16 protein-coding genes are annotated in these 16372 nt (G+C 64.6%); 11 read left to right on the top strand and 5 right to left on the bottom strand.

Annotated features, from left to right (window positions below; all coding sequences use genetic code 11):
* Nucleotides 1-55: 55 nt before the first annotated feature.
* From bcsE to P3T21_RS17040, 6 genes are read left to right on the top strand one after another with little or no spacing between them, the layout of a single operon-like run.
* Nucleotides 56-2014 carry a cellulose biosynthesis protein BcsE gene (gene bcsE, locus P3T21_RS17065; RefSeq protein WP_429257102.1) on the top strand — a complete coding sequence of 653 codons (1959 nt, stop codon included), beginning with the start codon at nucleotides 56-58 and terminating at the stop codon, nucleotides 2012-2014.
* Nucleotides 2014-2220, top strand: coding sequence for a hypothetical protein (locus P3T21_RS17060; RefSeq protein WP_429257101.1), 207 nt, complete (start codon nucleotides 2014-2016; stop codon nucleotides 2218-2220). The genes bcsE and P3T21_RS17060 overlap by 1 nt, the downstream gene beginning before the upstream one ends.
* Entirely contained in the window at nucleotides 2217-2987 is a 771-nt protein-coding gene (bcsQ, locus tag P3T21_RS17055) for a cellulose biosynthesis protein BcsQ (RefSeq protein ID WP_429257100.1), read from the top strand. The genes P3T21_RS17060 and bcsQ overlap by 4 nt, the downstream gene beginning before the upstream one ends.
* Nucleotides 2984-5548, top strand: coding sequence for a UDP-forming cellulose synthase catalytic subunit (gene bcsA, locus P3T21_RS17050; RefSeq protein WP_429257099.1), 2565 nt, complete (start codon nucleotides 2984-2986; stop codon nucleotides 5546-5548). The genes bcsQ and bcsA overlap by 4 nt, the downstream gene beginning before the upstream one ends.
* 53 nt (nucleotides 5549-5601) lie before the next feature.
* Nucleotides 5602-7152 carry a cellulose biosynthesis protein BcsG gene (bcsG, locus tag P3T21_RS17045; RefSeq protein ID WP_429257098.1) on the top strand — a complete coding sequence of 517 codons (1551 nt, stop codon included), beginning with the start codon at nucleotides 5602-5604 and terminating at the stop codon, nucleotides 7150-7152.
* Entirely contained in the window at nucleotides 7149-7346 is a 198-nt protein-coding gene (locus tag P3T21_RS17040; RefSeq protein WP_429257097.1) for a hypothetical protein, read from the top strand. The genes bcsG and P3T21_RS17040 overlap by 4 nt, the downstream gene beginning before the upstream one ends.
* Before the next feature lie 12 nt (nucleotides 7347-7358).
* Here P3T21_RS17040 and P3T21_RS17035 read toward each other — a convergent pair whose 3' ends face one another.
* On the bottom strand, nucleotides 7359-7979 hold the full coding sequence (locus P3T21_RS17035) for a LysE/ArgO family amino acid transporter (RefSeq protein ID WP_429257096.1): 621 nt from the start codon (nucleotides 7977-7979) through the stop codon (nucleotides 7359-7361).
* A 98-nt stretch (nucleotides 7980-8077) separates the two neighbouring features.
* Between P3T21_RS17035 and P3T21_RS17030 the strand changes: the two genes are divergently transcribed.
* Nucleotides 8078-8971: a LysR family transcriptional regulator ArgP gene (locus tag P3T21_RS17030; RefSeq protein ID WP_429257095.1), complete on the top strand. Its 894-nt coding sequence runs from the start codon at nucleotides 8078-8080 to the stop codon at nucleotides 8969-8971.
* A gap of 46 nt (nucleotides 8972-9017) precedes the next feature.
* Here P3T21_RS17030 and P3T21_RS17025 read toward each other — a convergent pair whose 3' ends face one another.
* Nucleotides 9018-10262, bottom strand: a complete 1245-nt coding sequence (locus tag P3T21_RS17025) for an MFS transporter (RefSeq protein ID WP_429257094.1) — start codon at nucleotides 10260-10262, stop codon at nucleotides 9018-9020.
* The gene (locus P3T21_RS17020) at nucleotides 10259-11329 is read right to left on the bottom strand and encodes a PRC-barrel domain containing protein (protein ID WP_429257093.1); all 1071 of its coding nucleotides are present in this window, start codon (nucleotides 11327-11329) and stop codon (nucleotides 10259-10261) included. Before P3T21_RS17020 ends, P3T21_RS17025 begins: the two co-directional genes overlap by 4 nt.
* Before the next feature lie 566 nt (nucleotides 11330-11895).
* On the opposite strand from P3T21_RS17020, the gene P3T21_RS17015 reads away from it, so the two are divergent.
* From P3T21_RS17015 to P3T21_RS17000, 4 genes are all read left to right on the top strand, one after another.
* Nucleotides 11896-13278: an NCS2 family permease gene (locus P3T21_RS17015; protein ID WP_429257092.1), complete on the top strand. Its 1383-nt coding sequence runs from the start codon at nucleotides 11896-11898 to the stop codon at nucleotides 13276-13278.
* A gap of 140 nt (nucleotides 13279-13418) precedes the next feature.
* Nucleotides 13419-13838 (top strand): ArsR/SmtB family transcription factor, encoded by a 420-nt coding sequence (locus P3T21_RS17010; protein WP_429257091.1) that lies wholly within the window; start codon nucleotides 13419-13421, stop codon nucleotides 13836-13838.
* Nucleotides 13839-13846: 8 nt separating this feature from the next.
* The gene (locus tag P3T21_RS17005) at nucleotides 13847-14176 is read left to right on the top strand and encodes an SRPBCC family protein (protein WP_429257090.1); all 330 of its coding nucleotides are present in this window, start codon (nucleotides 13847-13849) and stop codon (nucleotides 14174-14176) included.
* Between the two features lie 21 nt (nucleotides 14177-14197).
* Nucleotides 14198-14911: a DUF899 domain-containing protein gene (locus tag P3T21_RS17000; RefSeq protein WP_429257089.1), complete on the top strand. Its 714-nt coding sequence runs from the start codon at nucleotides 14198-14200 to the stop codon at nucleotides 14909-14911.
* Between the two features lie 135 nt (nucleotides 14912-15046).
* Here P3T21_RS17000 and P3T21_RS16995 read toward each other — a convergent pair whose 3' ends face one another.
* Both P3T21_RS16995 and P3T21_RS16990 read right to left on the bottom strand, forming a co-directional pair.
* Nucleotides 15047-15229, bottom strand: a complete 183-nt coding sequence (locus P3T21_RS16995) for a hypothetical protein (RefSeq protein ID WP_429257088.1) — start codon at nucleotides 15227-15229, stop codon at nucleotides 15047-15049.
* Between the two features lie 136 nt (nucleotides 15230-15365).
* Nucleotides 15366-16268: an NAD-dependent epimerase/dehydratase family protein gene (locus tag P3T21_RS16990; protein ID WP_429257087.1), complete on the bottom strand. Its 903-nt coding sequence runs from the start codon at nucleotides 16266-16268 to the stop codon at nucleotides 15366-15368.
* Nucleotides 16269-16372: the final 104 nt, after the last annotated feature.

Here is a 16372-nt window from a genome sequence, read left to right as displayed (position 1 = left end):
GGGCCGCCAGCCAGCGATTCCATCCAGCGATACAACCCTTTCAGGACAACGACGCGTGAGTACCGATTCGAACCGAACCAGCATCGCACCTGCCGCCTCCGGGTTGCGCCGGTGGCTGCGCGTCGCCGGATGGCGGGGAGCCGGCGGCCGCACGCGTCAGCCGGAGCGACTCGCGGTCGACGGTCTGCCCGACGAATGGGTGACGCTGGCGGCGGGCAAGCTGTACGCGATCTACATGACGGCGCGCACGCCCGCGAGCGACGCGCTGATCTGGACCAGCGCGCGCGAAGCGCGGACGAAGCACGTCACCGTCGTGCTGGCGCGGCCACGTGCCGAAGTGGCAAAGCGGCTGCGTGAACTCGGCTTTGCCGGCGACGGTCCCGCGCGCGGCTGGCCGCGTGGCCTGAACGTGCTGGCGATGCCCGCTGCCGATTTCTTCGGCGCGGATGGCGACGCGTCTCAACCAGTCGCGTTCGCGCGGCTCTTCGGTGGCCTGCGTGCGCTCAAGCGGTTTGGCTTTCATTCGAACGCGCTGTATTTCATCGAAGGCGCGGAGCGCTGGTTCAGCGTGGCCGATCCGGTCGCGCTGGCACGCGAAGGGCGCATGCTCGCCGACTGGTGCAAGGCGCGCAACATCACGCTGGTCCTGATGTTCGGCCCGACCTCGCGCGTCGATGATGATCCCGATAGCGACGATGAACGCTTCGCCGACGAAACGCTTGACGGCCAGGCGACGCCATCGGGACGCCTCGAATTTCATGGCGCATGCGCGGGCGTCGCGCGCCTGCAGCGCACGCACGGCGAACTGCTGTGGCACGTCGATTTCTGGCGCGCGGGGCGGGCGCTCGTTACGGGCGCCGTGCGCTCGCTGCGCTTCACCGACGGCGGTCGTCTGACGGTCGCGCCCGATTCGCCGGACGCGTTGGGTGCGGGGGTCGGCGCGCGTCTCGCACGCGACGAAGACCGCGTGGTGGCGAGCCGCGCCGTGGTGGGCAACGAAGCGTGGGTGCCGCGCGAATGGGACATCGTCGCCGACCAGCGCGCGGCACTCGCAGCATGCGAAGGGGCGCAGGCGGCCACCGTCCTGCTCGAATACACGGGCGGCGCGCAACTCGAAGCACTGTGCGCCGCGGTGCATACGTTGCGCCGCCGCTGTGGCCGGGCGCTAAAGATCGTGGTCGTCGAACGCGGCGAAGTGCTGCGGCATCAATACGAACTGCTGGTGCTGAACCTGGGTGCGAATCTAGTGATCGGGCGGCATCTGCCGTTTTCACGTATCCAGTCGCTGCTGCAATCGTTGCAGGGACAACTGCATACACGGCCAGTCGCCGACGATTACCGCACGGCCCTGGCCGCTGCGCTCAGCGACGATGTGCTCGGTTATCTGCCGGTCACTGCATTCAGCGAGCGAACGCGTGCCGTGCTCGAACGCAGTGCCGCGCTGCGTCTGCCGCATGCGCTCGTGAAGCTCACGCTGCTGCCGTCGCTTTCGCATGTCGACGCGCTGCGGCACTGCACGCCGCGCCGCGCGGGCGACGTGTTCACGATGGACGCCTCGCATATCTACGTGTTCCTGTTCGCGTGCCGGCTTGCGGATGCCGGCGCGGCGCTCGCACATGTCTTCGATGTGCCGGTCGCGCGCCTCTCGGACCGTGTCGTGTATCTGGCCGAAGAGGGGATCGCCGAAGAACTGAAGTCACTCGAAGCCGCGCAACGTCGCGCGCCGGTGGCGGACTACAGCGATCTGTTTCCGGCGACCGCTGCGGCCGCTGCCGTCGTTACGGCCGCGGTGCACGAATCGCCGAACGCATTGAACGGGGAGAACGCATCGAACGTGGGCGAAATGTTGCAAACGATCGCCGCCGCCGCGCAACTTGACGCGATCGAGCGCGCGCTCGCAGATGCACGAAGCGAGAGCACGCACACGGGCGCGATCGACGGCGCAGACGATACGCCGCGCGTGCGTCACGCCGAGCGCTGTGCGATGCCGCTGCGTACAACGGAGAACCACTAGTGGAATTTTTTCTGACGTGTTTTGTGACCGGTCTGATCCTCGCAGTTCCGGCATGGATCGTCTGGCAACGCAGTGGCGCACGGCGCGGTTTCGTCGCGGCGCGACACTTCGATCCGAACGATGCCGTGCCGTGCGAAATCGAACCGGTTGCGCTGCGGGCGCGGCTGCTACCGGACCCGGCACGGACTGACGAGGTGTCGTCATGAAGTCGATCGCGGTGGTGTCGACGGCGGGCGGTACCGGACGCACAACCCTGACGGCCGCGCTCGCCATGCTGCTTGCGCGGCGTCGGCGCCCGGTCGTCGCAATCGATTTCGATCCGCAGAATCTGCTCGGCGCGCATCTGGGCCTCGATACGCTGTCGCACACCGGCATCGCGAGCGCAATTGCCGATAGTACGTTTGCCTGGCATGCGGGTACATGGCGCAACAGTGAAGGTGTGCTGTTCGTGCCGCACGGCCAGCTGACGCTCACGCAGCTCGCGGCATGCGAAGCGCGGCTCGCGTCCGCGCCGCGATGGCTCGCGGACGCAATCGCGCAGATCGATCTGCCCGAGAACGGCGTCGTGCTGATCGATACGGCGCGTTATCCGTCGCAACAGGCGGACCACGCAGTGCGTTGCGCGGATCTCGTGCTGTGCGTGACGCCGCCCGAACCGGCCGCGTGCGCGACGCTGATCGCGCGGCTGGGCGACCTGCGCGCGGCGTGTGCGAACGTCAAGGTCATCGTCAACCGGATGAACCCCGCGCGCGACATGCAGCGCGACGCGCTGGCGATGCTGCGTGCAGCGCTCGGCGATTCGGTGTCGCTTGCGCAGCGGGTGCATCTGGACGCCGCATTACCCGAGTCGCTCGCGCGCGGCACGTGGTTTTTCGACGATGCGCCGCATTCGCAGGCATCGCACGATCTGCAGGGCCTTGCCAACTGGATGGACGCGTGGCTCGATCCGCGCAGAACCGGCGAGCGGACATGACACAACCTGCAAGCAGTCACGACCGTCACCCCTCGCCGCGCAACCCGCGTACTTTCCGCGCGCGCGCGATTGACTGGCTCGCGCGCGGCCTCGGTTTGCCTGCCCAACGCTCGGCGCTCGACTGGTGTGTGCGGCTCTTCTTCCAGCCGCCGGCGGCCGGCAAGCGGGATGTCGTGCGTGACTGGATCCGCGCGGCCGTGTTGCATCTGGCCGCGCAGTGGGGCGTTCTCGAACCGCGCAGCCTGCGCGAATGGCTGTGGCGCGCATTCGTGAAACCGCCTCGCGTCGCGTCGCGGCGCGGCGTTTCGTGCGCGAGTGAATCGTTTGCGTGGGTTGATCGCTGGCTTGTGCCGATGGCCGTCGCCGTGCAGCGTGTGCTGCGACGAATCGATGCGATGCTGGCGATGCTGCCGTGGGCGCGCTGGGGCGATCGGATCGAGCGCGGCACGACCCGCGTTGGCCATATCCGCTGGCTGCTGCCGCTCATCGTTGTGACGGGCGCGGTGCTGTGGATGACGGTGGGCACGTCGCCCCTGTCGCCGGATGGACAGTTCGAATTCTTTGCGGTGCTGGTGGTCGTCGCGCTGATCATCCGCCGTTTTCCGGGGCGCCTGCCGGTGCTCATGCTCGCGACGCTCTCACTGCTCGCGATGGCGCGCTATGTCTGGTGGCGCACGACGCAGACGCTCGATTTCCGTACACCGGGCGAGGGCGTCGTCGGCTATGCGCTGTTCGCCGCCGAAGCGTACACGTGGATCATTCTGCTGCTGGGCTTCGTGCAGACCGCGTGGCCGCTCAACCGGACGGTCGCCGAACTGCCGGACGATCCTGCAGCGTGGCCCACGGTCGATATCTATATCCCAACGTACAACGAGTCGCTTTCCATCGTGAAGCCGACGGTATTCGCCTCGCAGGGCGTCGACTGGCCCGCGGGCAAACTGCGCGTCTACCTGCTCGACGACGGCTGCCGCCCCGAGTTCGAAGCATTCGCGCGCGAGGCCGGCATCGGCTACATTACGCGCGACGATAACCGGCACGCGAAGGCCGGCAATATCAATCACGCACTGGCGCTGACACAAGGCGACTACATCGCGATTTTCGACTGCGACCACGTTCCCACGCGCTCGTTTCTGCAAACCACGATGGGTACGTTTCTGCGCGACGCCCGATGCGCGATGGTGCAGACGCCGCATCACTTTTTCTCGCCCGATCCGTTTGAGCGCAACCTCGATACCTTCGGTCGCGTGCCGAACGAAGGCAACCTGTTCTACGGTCTCGTGCAGTCGGGCAACGATCTGTGGAACGCTTCGTTTTTCTGTGGCTCGTGCGCGGTCATCAAGCGCGCGCCGCTCGAGGAGATCGGCGGCATTGCGGTGGAAACCGTCACCGAAGACGCCCACACCGCGCTCAGGCTGCACCGTCGCGGCTACACCACCGCGTATCTGCCGACGGTACAGGCGGCCGGACTCGCGACCGAAAGTCTCGCGAGCCACATTCGTCAGCGTACGCGCTGGGCGCGCGGCATGGCGCAGATTTTCCGCGTCGATAATCCGTTCCTTGGACGTGGCCTCGGTTTCTTCCAGCGTCTGTGCTACGGCAACGCGATGCTGCATTTTTTCTACGGCATTCCGCGGCTCATCTTCCTGACGATGCCGATGGCCTACCTCTTTTTCCAGCTTTACTTCATCAACGCATCGGCGATGACCATCGCCGGTTTCGTGCTGCCGTATCTCGTGCTCGCGAGCATCGCGAACTCGCGGATGCAGGGCAAGTACCGTCATTCGTTCTGGGCCGAAGTGTACGAATCGGTGCTGGCGTGGTACATCGCGCTGCCGACGACCATCGCCTTTTTCAGCCCGAAGCACGGCAAGTTCAACGTCACCGACAAGGGCGGCAGGACCGATGAGAGTCATCTCGACTGGGCCGTGTCGAAGCCTTATATCGTGCTGCTCGTGCTCAATGCGGCTGCGATGCTGGCCGGCATTTACCGGCTTGTGTTCAACGCCGGCGACGAAACACCGACGATCCTGATGAACGTGTTCTGGACGCTCTACAACCTGGTGATGCTGGGCGCCGCCGTGAGCGTGGCGCGCGAGGCGAAGCAGGTGCGCGTGACCCATCGTATTGCGATGGAGATGCCCGCGACGCTGCTGCTCGCCGACGGCACGACCGTCGCCTGCCAAACCGGCGACTACTCGACGGGCGGTCTCGGGCTCGACGTCGAGCCGGGACTCGATCTGAATACGGGCGATACGCTGGGTGTCGTCGTCAGTCGTGGCGACAGGCAGTTTCACTTCCCGGTGCGCGTGAGCCGTCTTGCGGGACGTCATCTCGGGGTGCAGTTCGACGGCCTGACGCTCGAACAGGAGCGACAACTCGTGCAATGCACGTTCGGACGCGCCGACGCCTGGCTCAAATGGGGCGAGCGCACGATCGAAGATGCGCCGCTACGCGGCATGAAGGACGTGCTGTCGACGGGCGTCGAAGGTTATTCACGCATTTTGAAGGGTGCATCGCGATCGTTGCAGGCGTTGCTCGCGCTGGACCGGACACGTTTTTGAATGCCGGTTGAGACCGGCCGCGCGGTCCGCCGCGCAACGAAGGAATATTGTTCATGACACTCTGGAATCTCTACTTCATCGGCAAGCTGTATCTGTTCGCGGCAGGGCATCTGAAGCCGCTGTGGATCGCCAACATCGCGTTCGCGGTGGTGCTCGCCGCAAGCGCGACATTGCGTCATCGCGGGCTGCGGGTGCTGCGTCTGGTGACGGGGCTCGCGATCGGGTTGCCGCTGATGTATTACGAAGCGAACGTGCCGCCGTTTGCGCGGCTTGTCGAGGAGTTCGGCAATCTGCGAACGTTCAGCTTTGGGTACTGGCTCGAGCTCGCGCAGCGTTTCGTGCCGCCCATGTTGCCGCTTGCCGTGCTCGGCGCCGTGATCGCGTATCTGATCGTGAACCGCTGGCTGCGCGTGGCGACCTTCGTGATGATCGCGCTGATTGCATTGCCGGTATGGCAGGCGGGCAGTGCGGTGCTCTCGCGCGTCGAGACGGCGGTCCCGGTTGCCGCGACAGCCGATACGATCGTCGCGCAGCCGCAGGACCACAACGCGGCGCTGGCCGCGTTCCGCTCGCAGGAATCGCAACGGCAGGTCACATTCGGCCGTCTTGCGTCCGATGCGAGCCAGCAGTTCGACGTGATCGTGCTGCATATCTGTTCGCTGTCGTGGGACGACCTCGACGTGGCGAAGGCGCGCAATCATCCGATGCTGAGCCACTTCGATTATCTGTTCACGAACTTCAGTACCGCGGCGAGCTATAGCGGACCGGCGGCGATCCGTGTGCTGCGCGCGACGTGCGGACAGGAAGCACATTCGGATCTGTACAAAGACGCGCCGCAGCAGTGTCATCTGATGGCGGACCTCGCACAGGCCGGTTATACGCCGCAGACGATGCTCAATCACGACGGCCACTTCGACAACTTCCTGCAGCTGATCAAGGACAACGTCGGCGTACCGGGCGTACCGATGATGTCGAACCTGGCGGCGCCCGTCGCGATGCACGCATTCGACGGCTCGCCGATTCACGACGACTACGCGACGCTGGCGGGCTGGTATGCGCAGCGTGCGCAGACGCCGGGACCGGTTGCGCTGTACTACAACACGATCAGCCTGCACGATGGCAACCGCTTGCCGGACAGCAAGCTGTCGAGCCTCGATTCCTATCCGTTGCGCGTCAACAAATTGATGAGCGACTTCGATCGCTTCGCGGATCTGATCCAGGCATCGGGGCGGCGCGCGGTAATCGTATTCGTGCCGGAGCATGGCGCGGCGTTGCGGGGCGACAGCAACCAGGTAGCGGGTTTGCGTGAGATTCCGACGCCGAACGTCGTGCATGGACCGGTTGGTATCCGGCTGGTGGGCTTTCAGGGCAACCACGGCCCGACGACGGTAATCGACAGCCCGACGAGCTTTCTGGCGGTGTCGCAATTGCTGTCGAATCTGGTGTCGAACAGCCCGTTCAAGCCGGGCGTGACGTTGTCACAGTACGCGGCGAATCTGCCGCAGACGCAGATGGTCGGTGAGAACGAGGGCACGGTGACGATGCAGACTGCGTCTGGCTACGTCGTGAAGACACCGGATGGCGTGTGGGTGGACGAGAAATGACGACATCGAACATCGAGACGGGCGGCTGGCCGGTGAACGACATCACCGGGCTGGCACGCCGCCTGCCGGAGCTCGATCCGACGGCGTACCTTGATGGCCAGGCGAGCGAAGCGTACGAGAGCGCGCTGACGAAGTGGCCGGTGCTGGCGAAGCTGATGGGACTGACGACGGGGAAGGCGGAGCCCGCGGAATAAACGGGCGGTGCGTCACCGCACCTGCACGAAGGCAATCAACAAGACCATCCCGCCGATAGCGCCATCGAGCACGCGCCAGGCGGCGGCACGCCGAAAGAGCGGCGCGAGCGCGCGGGCCCCATACCCGAGCAGAACGAACCAGACGGCACTGACAGCCATTGCGCCGAGCGCAAAAGCGACGCGGCCGGAGGGCACTTCACGCGCACCAGCAGTGCCGATGAGTAAAAAGGTATCCAGATAGACGTGGGGATTTAGCCAGGTCAAGGCGAGCGTCATGAGCAAAACCGGCAAGGCACGTTGCCTCGGCACAGAAACTTCGCCCGACGCGGTATCCATCACAGCGTGCCCAGGCTTCACCGCCCGCCGCAGCGCGCCGATCCCGAACCACACGAGATACGCCAGTCCGACATACAACATCGCGTGCACAAAAGCCGGAAACCGCTCAACGAGCGCCGACGCACCACCCACGCCAGCGGCGATCAAAATGAAATCCGACAGCATGCACAGCACAACGATCTTCCCAACGTGCGAGCGCATGATCCCCTGCCGCAAAACAAAGGCGTTCTGCGCACCGATGGTGACGATAAGCGACGCACACAACGCCGCGCCGTGCGAAAAAGCGAGCCAGTCCATAGCCTGATCCAGTAGACGGTTGAAACGAACAGCGCTAGTCTGCGGTTTCGACGATCATAAGAGAAGCTAATTCACGTAATGCGGATTAAGGAACGCTAATGCTCGACTATGCCTTGCTGGATGCGCTCGCGGCCGTCGTGCGCCACGGCTCATTCGACCGCGCCGCGAGCGAACTCAACGTCACGCCATCAGCGGTATCGCAACGCGTGAAGCTGCTGGAAGAGCGCGTCGGCAGCGTGCTGGTGAAGCGCGGCCAGCCATGCGTCGCGACGACATCCGGTGCGCTGCTGTGCCGTCACACCGAACGCGTGCAATTGCTCGAGGCGGAGCTGGGAGGCCGCCTGCCGACGCTGCCCGGCGCGCTTGTCGAGTCGTGGCCCACGTTACGGGTCGCCGTGAACGACGACAGCGTCGGCACGTGGTTCATCGACGCCGTCGCGGGTTTCTGTGTCGAGCGTGAAATGCTGCTCGACCTCGTGATCGACGACCAGGACCACACGGCGCAGCGCATCCGCGACGGCAGCGTGCAGGGCGCCGTGACAACCCAGGCCGAACCGGTGCAAGGCTGCCGTTCGACGCGGCTGGGTCGCATGCGCTACCTGGCCGTCTGCGCGCCGCAGTATTTCGAGCGGTATTTCGCAGAAGGCGTCACGCGCGAATCGCTGCGCGGCGCGCCGTGCGTCGACTTCAATCCGAAGGATCAGTTGCAGAAGCGCTTCATGCGGCGCGTGACGCGCGCGGAGATCGATCCGCCGCTGCACTGGATTCCGCACGTCGCGGGTTTTCTGCGTGCGTGCGTCACGGGGATGGGGTGGGGGATGTGCCCGGAGCGGATGGTCGCGCAGCATCTGGCGAGCGGCGAGCTGGTCGAGATGACGCCGGGCAAGCATCTCGACATTGATCTTTACTGGCAGAGCTGGCGCCTTTCGATCGGCTGGCTCGACGATTTCAGCGCCGTGCTGCGCAAGCGTGCGACGGAGTTCCTCGACTGAGGCGGCCCGGGCCGTCGGCCATGGCCCGCCCACAGCGCATCACACCCTAACGCACCTCCGGCACGCCCGCCGTTTCGCCGTTCGCCGCGGTGTCGCGCGTCTCAGGCATCGCCGCCCACACCAGCAGCACAGCGAGCGCGCCCGCCGCGGCCAGTCCGAAGAAGCTGAACGTGTTGCCGAAGCGATCGGCGACAAAACCCGCGACCGCCGTGCTCAACGTCGCGCCGATGCCGGCCGCGAGACCGAAGAGCCCGATGCACAGGTTGTAGCGTCCCTTGCCGCCGGCGACGTCGGCGGCGATCAGCGGCAGCATCACGCCGAACACGGCGGCGCTCAGCCCGTCGAGCATCTGCACCGGCACCAGCAGATACGGGCTGCTCACGCCGGCAAACAGCAGCGCGCGTAGCGGCAACGCGGAAAAGCCGAACAGCAGGATCGGCCGGCGCCCCCAGCGTTCGGCCGAGCGTCCGACCCACGGCGAGAGCATCGCGACGATCGCCTGCGGCACGATGATGCAAGCCGCAATCACGAGCTGCACGTAGTCGCCCATGCCGGCGGTGACTTCGCCCGCGGCCAGGTTGAGCATCGCGGCATTCGACAGGTGGAACAGCACAATACATGCTGCAAAAATCAGCATCCGCCTGTCGCGTAGCAGTTCACGCAGCGTTTCGCGTTCTTCCTTCTCCGGTTTGGTCTTGTGTTTGACCGCGACCGGCGTCGGGTTCGGATTCGTGTGAATCATGCTGAGCGCGAAGAGCGCGGGCAGCGCCAGCGCGCCCGTCAGCCAGAAGACCGCGCGCGGCGAATAGTATTCGCCGAAGAGGCCCATCAGGCCCGCCGCGACCGCGCTGCCAATCGACGCCCAGCGCGCATTGCGGCCGAGCCGGTCGCCGAGATCGTGGCGTCCGACGAGCGTGATCGAGATCGCCGCCATCGCCGGCACGAGCATGCAGCTCGCGAAACCGTGGAAGACTTCCGCGATCATCACCGGCAGCACGGTCGGGCTGCTTGCCAGCAGCACCGCGCTCACGATGATCGCGATGATCGCCCAGGCGGCCGCGCCTTTCTTGTTGCGCAACGCGTCGACGGCTGCGCCGCCGGGTACCTGGCTCACCATCGCGCTGATCGTGCCGACCGACAGCGCGAGGCCGATTTCGCCCTGGGTCCACTTGTGCGACGCGAGGTAGGACGCAATGAACGGCCCAAAGCCCGTCTGCACATTCGCGACGAAAAAATTCAGCCAGTCGAGGGCGAGCAGACTTCGCGCGTCAACTTTAAGTCGGTTCGTCATCGGGCAGGCCGTACAGAAGAGGCCGTAGCCGTGGATGACGATGCACCAGCGGCTGCCGGAGCAGCGGGTGCAGGCGGTGCCGCGGGTGCAGGCGGTGCCGCAGGAGCAGGCGATGTAGCGGACGCAGCAGTCGGAGCCGGTGGCGCGGGCGGAGCAGGCGAGACCGCGCGAATCGGCCCGTCCGTCGTATACGAAGGCGAAGCCTTGATCTGCGCATCGTTCAGCTCGATCAGCGGCGTCAATTCCTTGTTCTTCGTGATGAAATGCATCGCCGACCAGTTCGCCGCAATCGTGCGCCGGTCCGGGCTGATGATGCCGCTGACGTCCAGCACGACGGCCTGCGGCTGCGCGCTGCCGTCGATCAGCACGTCGATGATGCGTCCGACCTTGCCGCCATTCGCGCGCTCGACGTCGGTATCGAGCAGCTGCAACTGTCCCGGACTGACGGGCGTCGGCGACGTGCCCGCGAGCGGCCCGGCCAGCTTCGGCCGGATCGAGAAGGGCAGCTTGCCCTGCGGCATGTTGATGGTGATCGGCGCGCCCTTCGCGGCGGGCGCGAAGCGGAACGCGGACCACGGGAAGTTGGCCTTGCGGTCGCCGATGCCGAGAAAGCCCAGCAGATTCACGACCATTTCGCGCGGCGTGCCGCTCGCGTCGGTGATCAGATCGACCGCGCGGCCGACGACCTTGCCGTCGGGCCGCTGCACTTCGCTGTCGAGCAGACCGTGCGCCGCGTTGCGGTCGAGGGTGCGCGTCGTGATGATCGGCGGGGGCGGCGGCGGGGGCGGCGGGGGCGCAGGCACGGGCGGCGGCGGTTCCTCCACCTTGTGCGGTTTCACGACGGGGCGCTTCGGCTTCTTCGGCAGCGGATGGCCGGTGTTGTCGGTCTGCTCGGGCTCGTACTCTTCGGCGACGGGCGGCGGTTCGGGCACGACGGGGATCGCTTCGGCGTCACGGATCGGCGCGGGCGATTGCAGTTGCAACAGGCTGCAGCCCGACAGAAACCACGCCGCAAGGACGATCAGGATCGCGAGACGGAAGGCTGGACGTCGGAAACCGCCACTCATCTAGAAGAACTCCATGGGCGCAGACGGGCACGTTGCCGTGCGCCATCGATACAGTTGGTCGCGTGTCAGGGCGAGAGTTTAACCCGCGCGGCCAGTCGCGCCCGGGTTGGATTCCCGTTGCACGCAGGTTGCGTCGGCCAGTCGCCATGCGACCACCAGACTTTTTCGCCGCGAATCCGCGATCGGGACGCGGCCCGCCACGCTTTTCCAGGCCCCGAAAACCGTAGGTGTAAACACGCGGCCCGCAGTGCTGCCAGACCGTCCCCTTAACGATATAAGGACCGCGACATGTCCGGCATGCCGCGCATGCGATGGGAGATATGTTTGTGTTCACCTACATTTCGGGACAACACAGGAAAGAACAGAGCGTCACGCGTGGATGGCCGGTTGCAGACAGATCGTCAGCAAGGGTTCGACCGCGTGACAGGCCCGCAAAACGGATGCGCGTTCGACCCTGCAAACGAAGCCCCTGGCGCACCAGCGGGCACACAAAAACGTAACGAGACAAACCTGATGACGGCCGGCGTTCGGACCGTTTCAGCATGCTGATAAAGGAGTCGCTTACCATGATGGAACCCCAGGCCCAGCCGATTGGCGAAGTCGGTGCCCAGTCTTTCGACGGAAAGGGCATTCTCGACCGCTACTTCGAAATCACCTCGCGCGGCAGCACACAGCGTCAGGAAATCATTGCGGGCATCACGACATTTCTCGCGATGGTCTATTCCGTGTTCGTCGTGCCGGGCATGTTCGGCAAGGCGGGCTTCGATACGAGCGCGGTGTTCGTCGCCGTGTGCCTGACGACTGCATTCGGCTCGCTGCTGATGGGCGTCTGGGCAAAGCTGCCGATCGCCATCGGCTGCGCGATCTCGCTCACCGCATTCACCGCGTTTGGCCTCGTGCTCGGTAAAGGCCTGCAACCCACTGTCGCGCTCGGCGCGGTCTTCCTGATGGGTCTGGTGTTCACCGGCATCTCGGTGACGGGCGTGCGCTCGTGGATCCTGCGCAATCTGCCGTCGGGCATCGCGCACGGCACCGGGATCGGCATCGGCCTTTTCCTCCTGCTGATCGCGGCGAACGACGTGGGTCTCGTCGTGAAGAATCCGGGACCGGGATTGCCCGTGCAGCTGGGGCATATCACGTCGTTGCCGGTGATCATGTCGGTGGCGGGGCTTGCGGCGATCTTCGGTCTCGTGCGCCGTCGCGTGCCGGGTTCGATCCTGCTCGTGATCGTTGCGATCTCCGCGATTGCGCTGATGATCGATCCGGCTGTCGCGTTTCATGGCGTCTTTGCGGTGCCTTCGCTTTCCGCACCGGGCCATGCTTCGCTGATCGGTTCGATGGATATCAAGGGCGCGTTGTCGCTCGCCGTGTTGCCTAGCGTGCTCGCGCTCGTGATGACCGCCGTGTTCGATGCGACCGGCACGATTCGCGCCGTCGCGGGGCAGGCCGGTCAACTCGACGCGAATGGCCGCATCATCAACGGCGGTCGCGCGTTGACGGCGGATTCGCTCAGCTCGATCTTCTCCGGTTTCATGGGCGGCGCGCCGGCGGCGGCGTATATCGAATCGACCGTCGGTGTCGCGGCCGGTGCGAAAACGGGTCTGGCCGCAGCAGTGGTGGGCCTCGCATTTCTCGTCGTGATGTTCTTCTCTCCGCTCGCGGGCCTCGTGCCTTCGTATGCGACCGCGCCCGCACTGATGTATGTCGGCCTGCTCATGTTAAGCAGCGTCAGCAAGCTGGATATGAAAGACATGATCGACTCGATGTCCGGTCTCGTGTGCGCGGTGTTCATCGTGCTGACCGCGAACATCGTCACTGGCATCATGCTCGGTTTCTGCACGCTGGTGATCGGCCGCGTCGTGAGCGGTGAATTCCGCAAGCTCAACGTCGGCACGGTGGCGATCGCGGTCGTGCTGGCCGTGTTCTATCTCGGCGGCTGGGCGATCTGATGCACGCATGAAGGGCTGATCGCCCGACGTTTTAACCCGCTACGCAAGGCGCTTCACGGCATTTCGCCGTGAAGCGCCTTTTGTTTGCGTGCGTGACAACTTCTCTTGACATGCCCTGTCGATCGCCTATTCTTAACTTCATGGTTAAGTATCAGGACGCGGCTCTGGACCGCACATTTTCCGCGCTTGCGGACCCGACACGGCGCGCGCTGCTCGCGCGTCTTTCCGGTCAGCACGACCTGTCGGTGAGCGAACTCGCAGAGCCGTTCGAGATGTCGCTACCGGCGGTGATGAAGCACCTCGACGTGCTGTCGGAGGCAGGTCTCGTCACACGGACGAAAACCGGACGCACCGTTGCGTGCCGGCTCGCGCCCGCGCCGATGGAGGAAGCGATGCAATGGCTCACCCGCTATCAGCGCTTCTGGACTGAACAGCTCGATCGCCTTGCTGCCTTTGTGGAGGAAGACGCATGCCCACCCGACCCAGTCTCACGCTCCAGCGTCGCCTCAACGCCTCGCCCGAAAAAGTCTACGGTGCCTGGACGGAACCGGCGCAAATAGCGAAGTGGATGCACCCCGCGGACAACGATGTCGTTCACGCCGAAATGGACGTGCGCGTGGGTGGCCGGTTCCGCGTGATCTTGCACGCGCCGGATGGCGAAAAGCACGATGTCAGCGGTGTGTATCGCGAGGTCGTGCCCGGCGAAAGGCTGGTCTTTACATGGGCGTGGCACAGCACGCCTGAACGCGAATCGCTCGTTACGGTTGCGCTGCGACGCGATGGCGATGCAACCGTTCTCACGCTCACGCACGAGCAGTTCTTCGACGAAGCCGCGCGTGACAATCACCGGTCCGGCTGGACGGACGCGCTCGACTGCCTCGAACGCCTGTATGCCTGACCTGACATGGAGGTAGTGCAGATGGAACCGCACACGATCGTCTCAAGGGAAGAGTGGGTGGGCGCACATCGTGCGCATCTCACAGACGAAAAGGCCTATACGCGCGCACGCGATGAACTGAACCGCAAGCGGCTCGCGCTGCCGTGGGTGAAGGTCGAGAAGACCTATACGTTCGATACGTCGCAGGGTCGCAAGACACTTGCAGATCTGTTCGATGGACGCAGCCAGCTGCTCGTCTATCACTTCATGTTCGGGCCCGACTGGGAAGAGGGCTGCCCCGGCTGCTCGTTCGGCATGGATCACGTGGACGGTGCGCTACAACATATCGAGCACCACGATGTGTCGTTTGTCGCGGTGTCGCGTGCACCGCTCGCAAAACTCGATGCGTTCAGGAAGAGGATGGGCTGGCAGTTCAGATGGGTATCGTCGGCGGATAGCGATTTCAATTTCGACTACCACGTGTCGTTCACCGAAGACCAGATCAGGGACGGCAAGGTCTTCTATAACTTCGACACGCATGATTTCGAGTGCGACGAGATGCATGGCATGAGCGCGTTCTACAAGGACGAGAACGGCACGGTCTATCACACGTTCTCGCGATATGCGCGCGGTGACGAGCCGCTGATGGGCGCATACGCGCTCCTCGATATTGCGCCGAAGGGGCGTAACGAAACGAGCAGCATGATGGACTGGATGCGCCATCACGATCGATACGAAGACGACGGCCGGCAGTAGAAGGCGGGCCGTGCGTGAAGCGGGCTCATGCTGTCCGGAGACGTCGCGCGGGAAGTGAGTGCGCTGACGGGTCAGGAAGACGCCGGGAAGACGCGGGAGAAGAAGGAGAAGCGGCGCGTTACACCGCGCCGCTTCTTACAGCGACATTTCGAAAGCGGGCTTGAGAAAGAATTCGATGGCCATCACGATGAGACCCATCGCGGCGGCTGAGAGCGTCAGCGTGCCGTATTCGTCGTGGCGCACGTCATAAAGACACGCGACGACGAAAAGGATCGCGAGCAGGTTGGTCAGCCAGTCGAAATTGAGTGCGAGAAACATCAGGGATCCGGGCCCGGCGAACACAATGCGCCATCTATTGGGCGCGATTCTATCGAGCCGAGCTTACGGATCCGCTACATGAATGTGCGTTGTTGCACACACGTCACGACATCTTTCATTTCACGCCGCATCCGGCTTACGACGGTCTCACCATCTCCTTACGGATCCAGTCGATCACCGACGTGCGCTGCGGCTTCCAGCCCAGCAGCGTGCGCGAGCGCTGGCCGCGTACGCGGCTGTTCGAGCCGAGTCCATACGACGCCATTTCGTAGCCCCATTCCTGTTTCGCTTCTTCGAGCGGCCAGTCCTGCGGCTTGCCCATGTTGAGCGCGTCGGCGATGGCGGCCGTCATGTCGCGGAACATCGCTTCGCCGCTTTCGACGAAATAGAACGTGCCGGCCGGCGACTTTTCCAGCGCGAGGCGATAGAGCTCGACGACTTCGTCGATATGCACGTTCGACCAGATGTTGCCGCCGCTACCCACATGACGCACAACGCCGCTTTTCTTCGCCTGACGCAAGAGACGCGGCAGTTGCACGCTTTCGGCGCCAGGTACGGCGCCATGTCCATAGATCAGGGTGTTGCACAGCACGCTCGCGCGGATGCCCCTGTTCGCGGCGTCGAGCACGAGGTTGTCGATCGCGACGCGCGGTGCCTTGTCGGCGGTCGGCTCGGGCAGACGGTCTTCGTAATAGATGGCGTCGGTGCCTTCGCCGCCGGACGCGTCACCGACGATGCTCGATCCGCTCGTATGCAGAAACGGCTTGCCGGAGCCGGCGAGACATTCGATCAGCGCTTCGACGGCGCCGCGGTGGTCGCTACTGGCTGCGTTGATGACGCCGTCGGCGGCCTGCGCCTGCGCGATCAGCAACGCGCGGTCGTCGAGATCGCCCATGACGGGCTCGACGCCGAGACGCTTCAGCGCGTCGGCCTGCTCGGGGCGGCGTACGAGGCCGGTCACCTGATGTCCGGCGCGCACGAGGCCCGCTGCAATGGATCCGCCGATAAAACCGGCTGCGCCTGTGACAAAAACTTTCATGACGTCCTCCTGCTGGTTGATTCAATAAGAGGCGCTCAGTATCCGTCGGCGTGACTTTCTCAAAAAGTGGGTGGGTATCAAATGAATGTTGATGTGAAGTCAAT

It is taken from the genome of Paraburkholderia sp. GAS334, assembly GCF_050436625.1.
In the GTDB taxonomy this organism is placed as follows: domain Bacteria; phylum Pseudomonadota; class Gammaproteobacteria; order Burkholderiales; family Burkholderiaceae; genus Paraburkholderia.
Note: the sequence above shows the minus strand (reverse complement) of the source record. Positions and strands in the feature narration are given on the sequence as shown.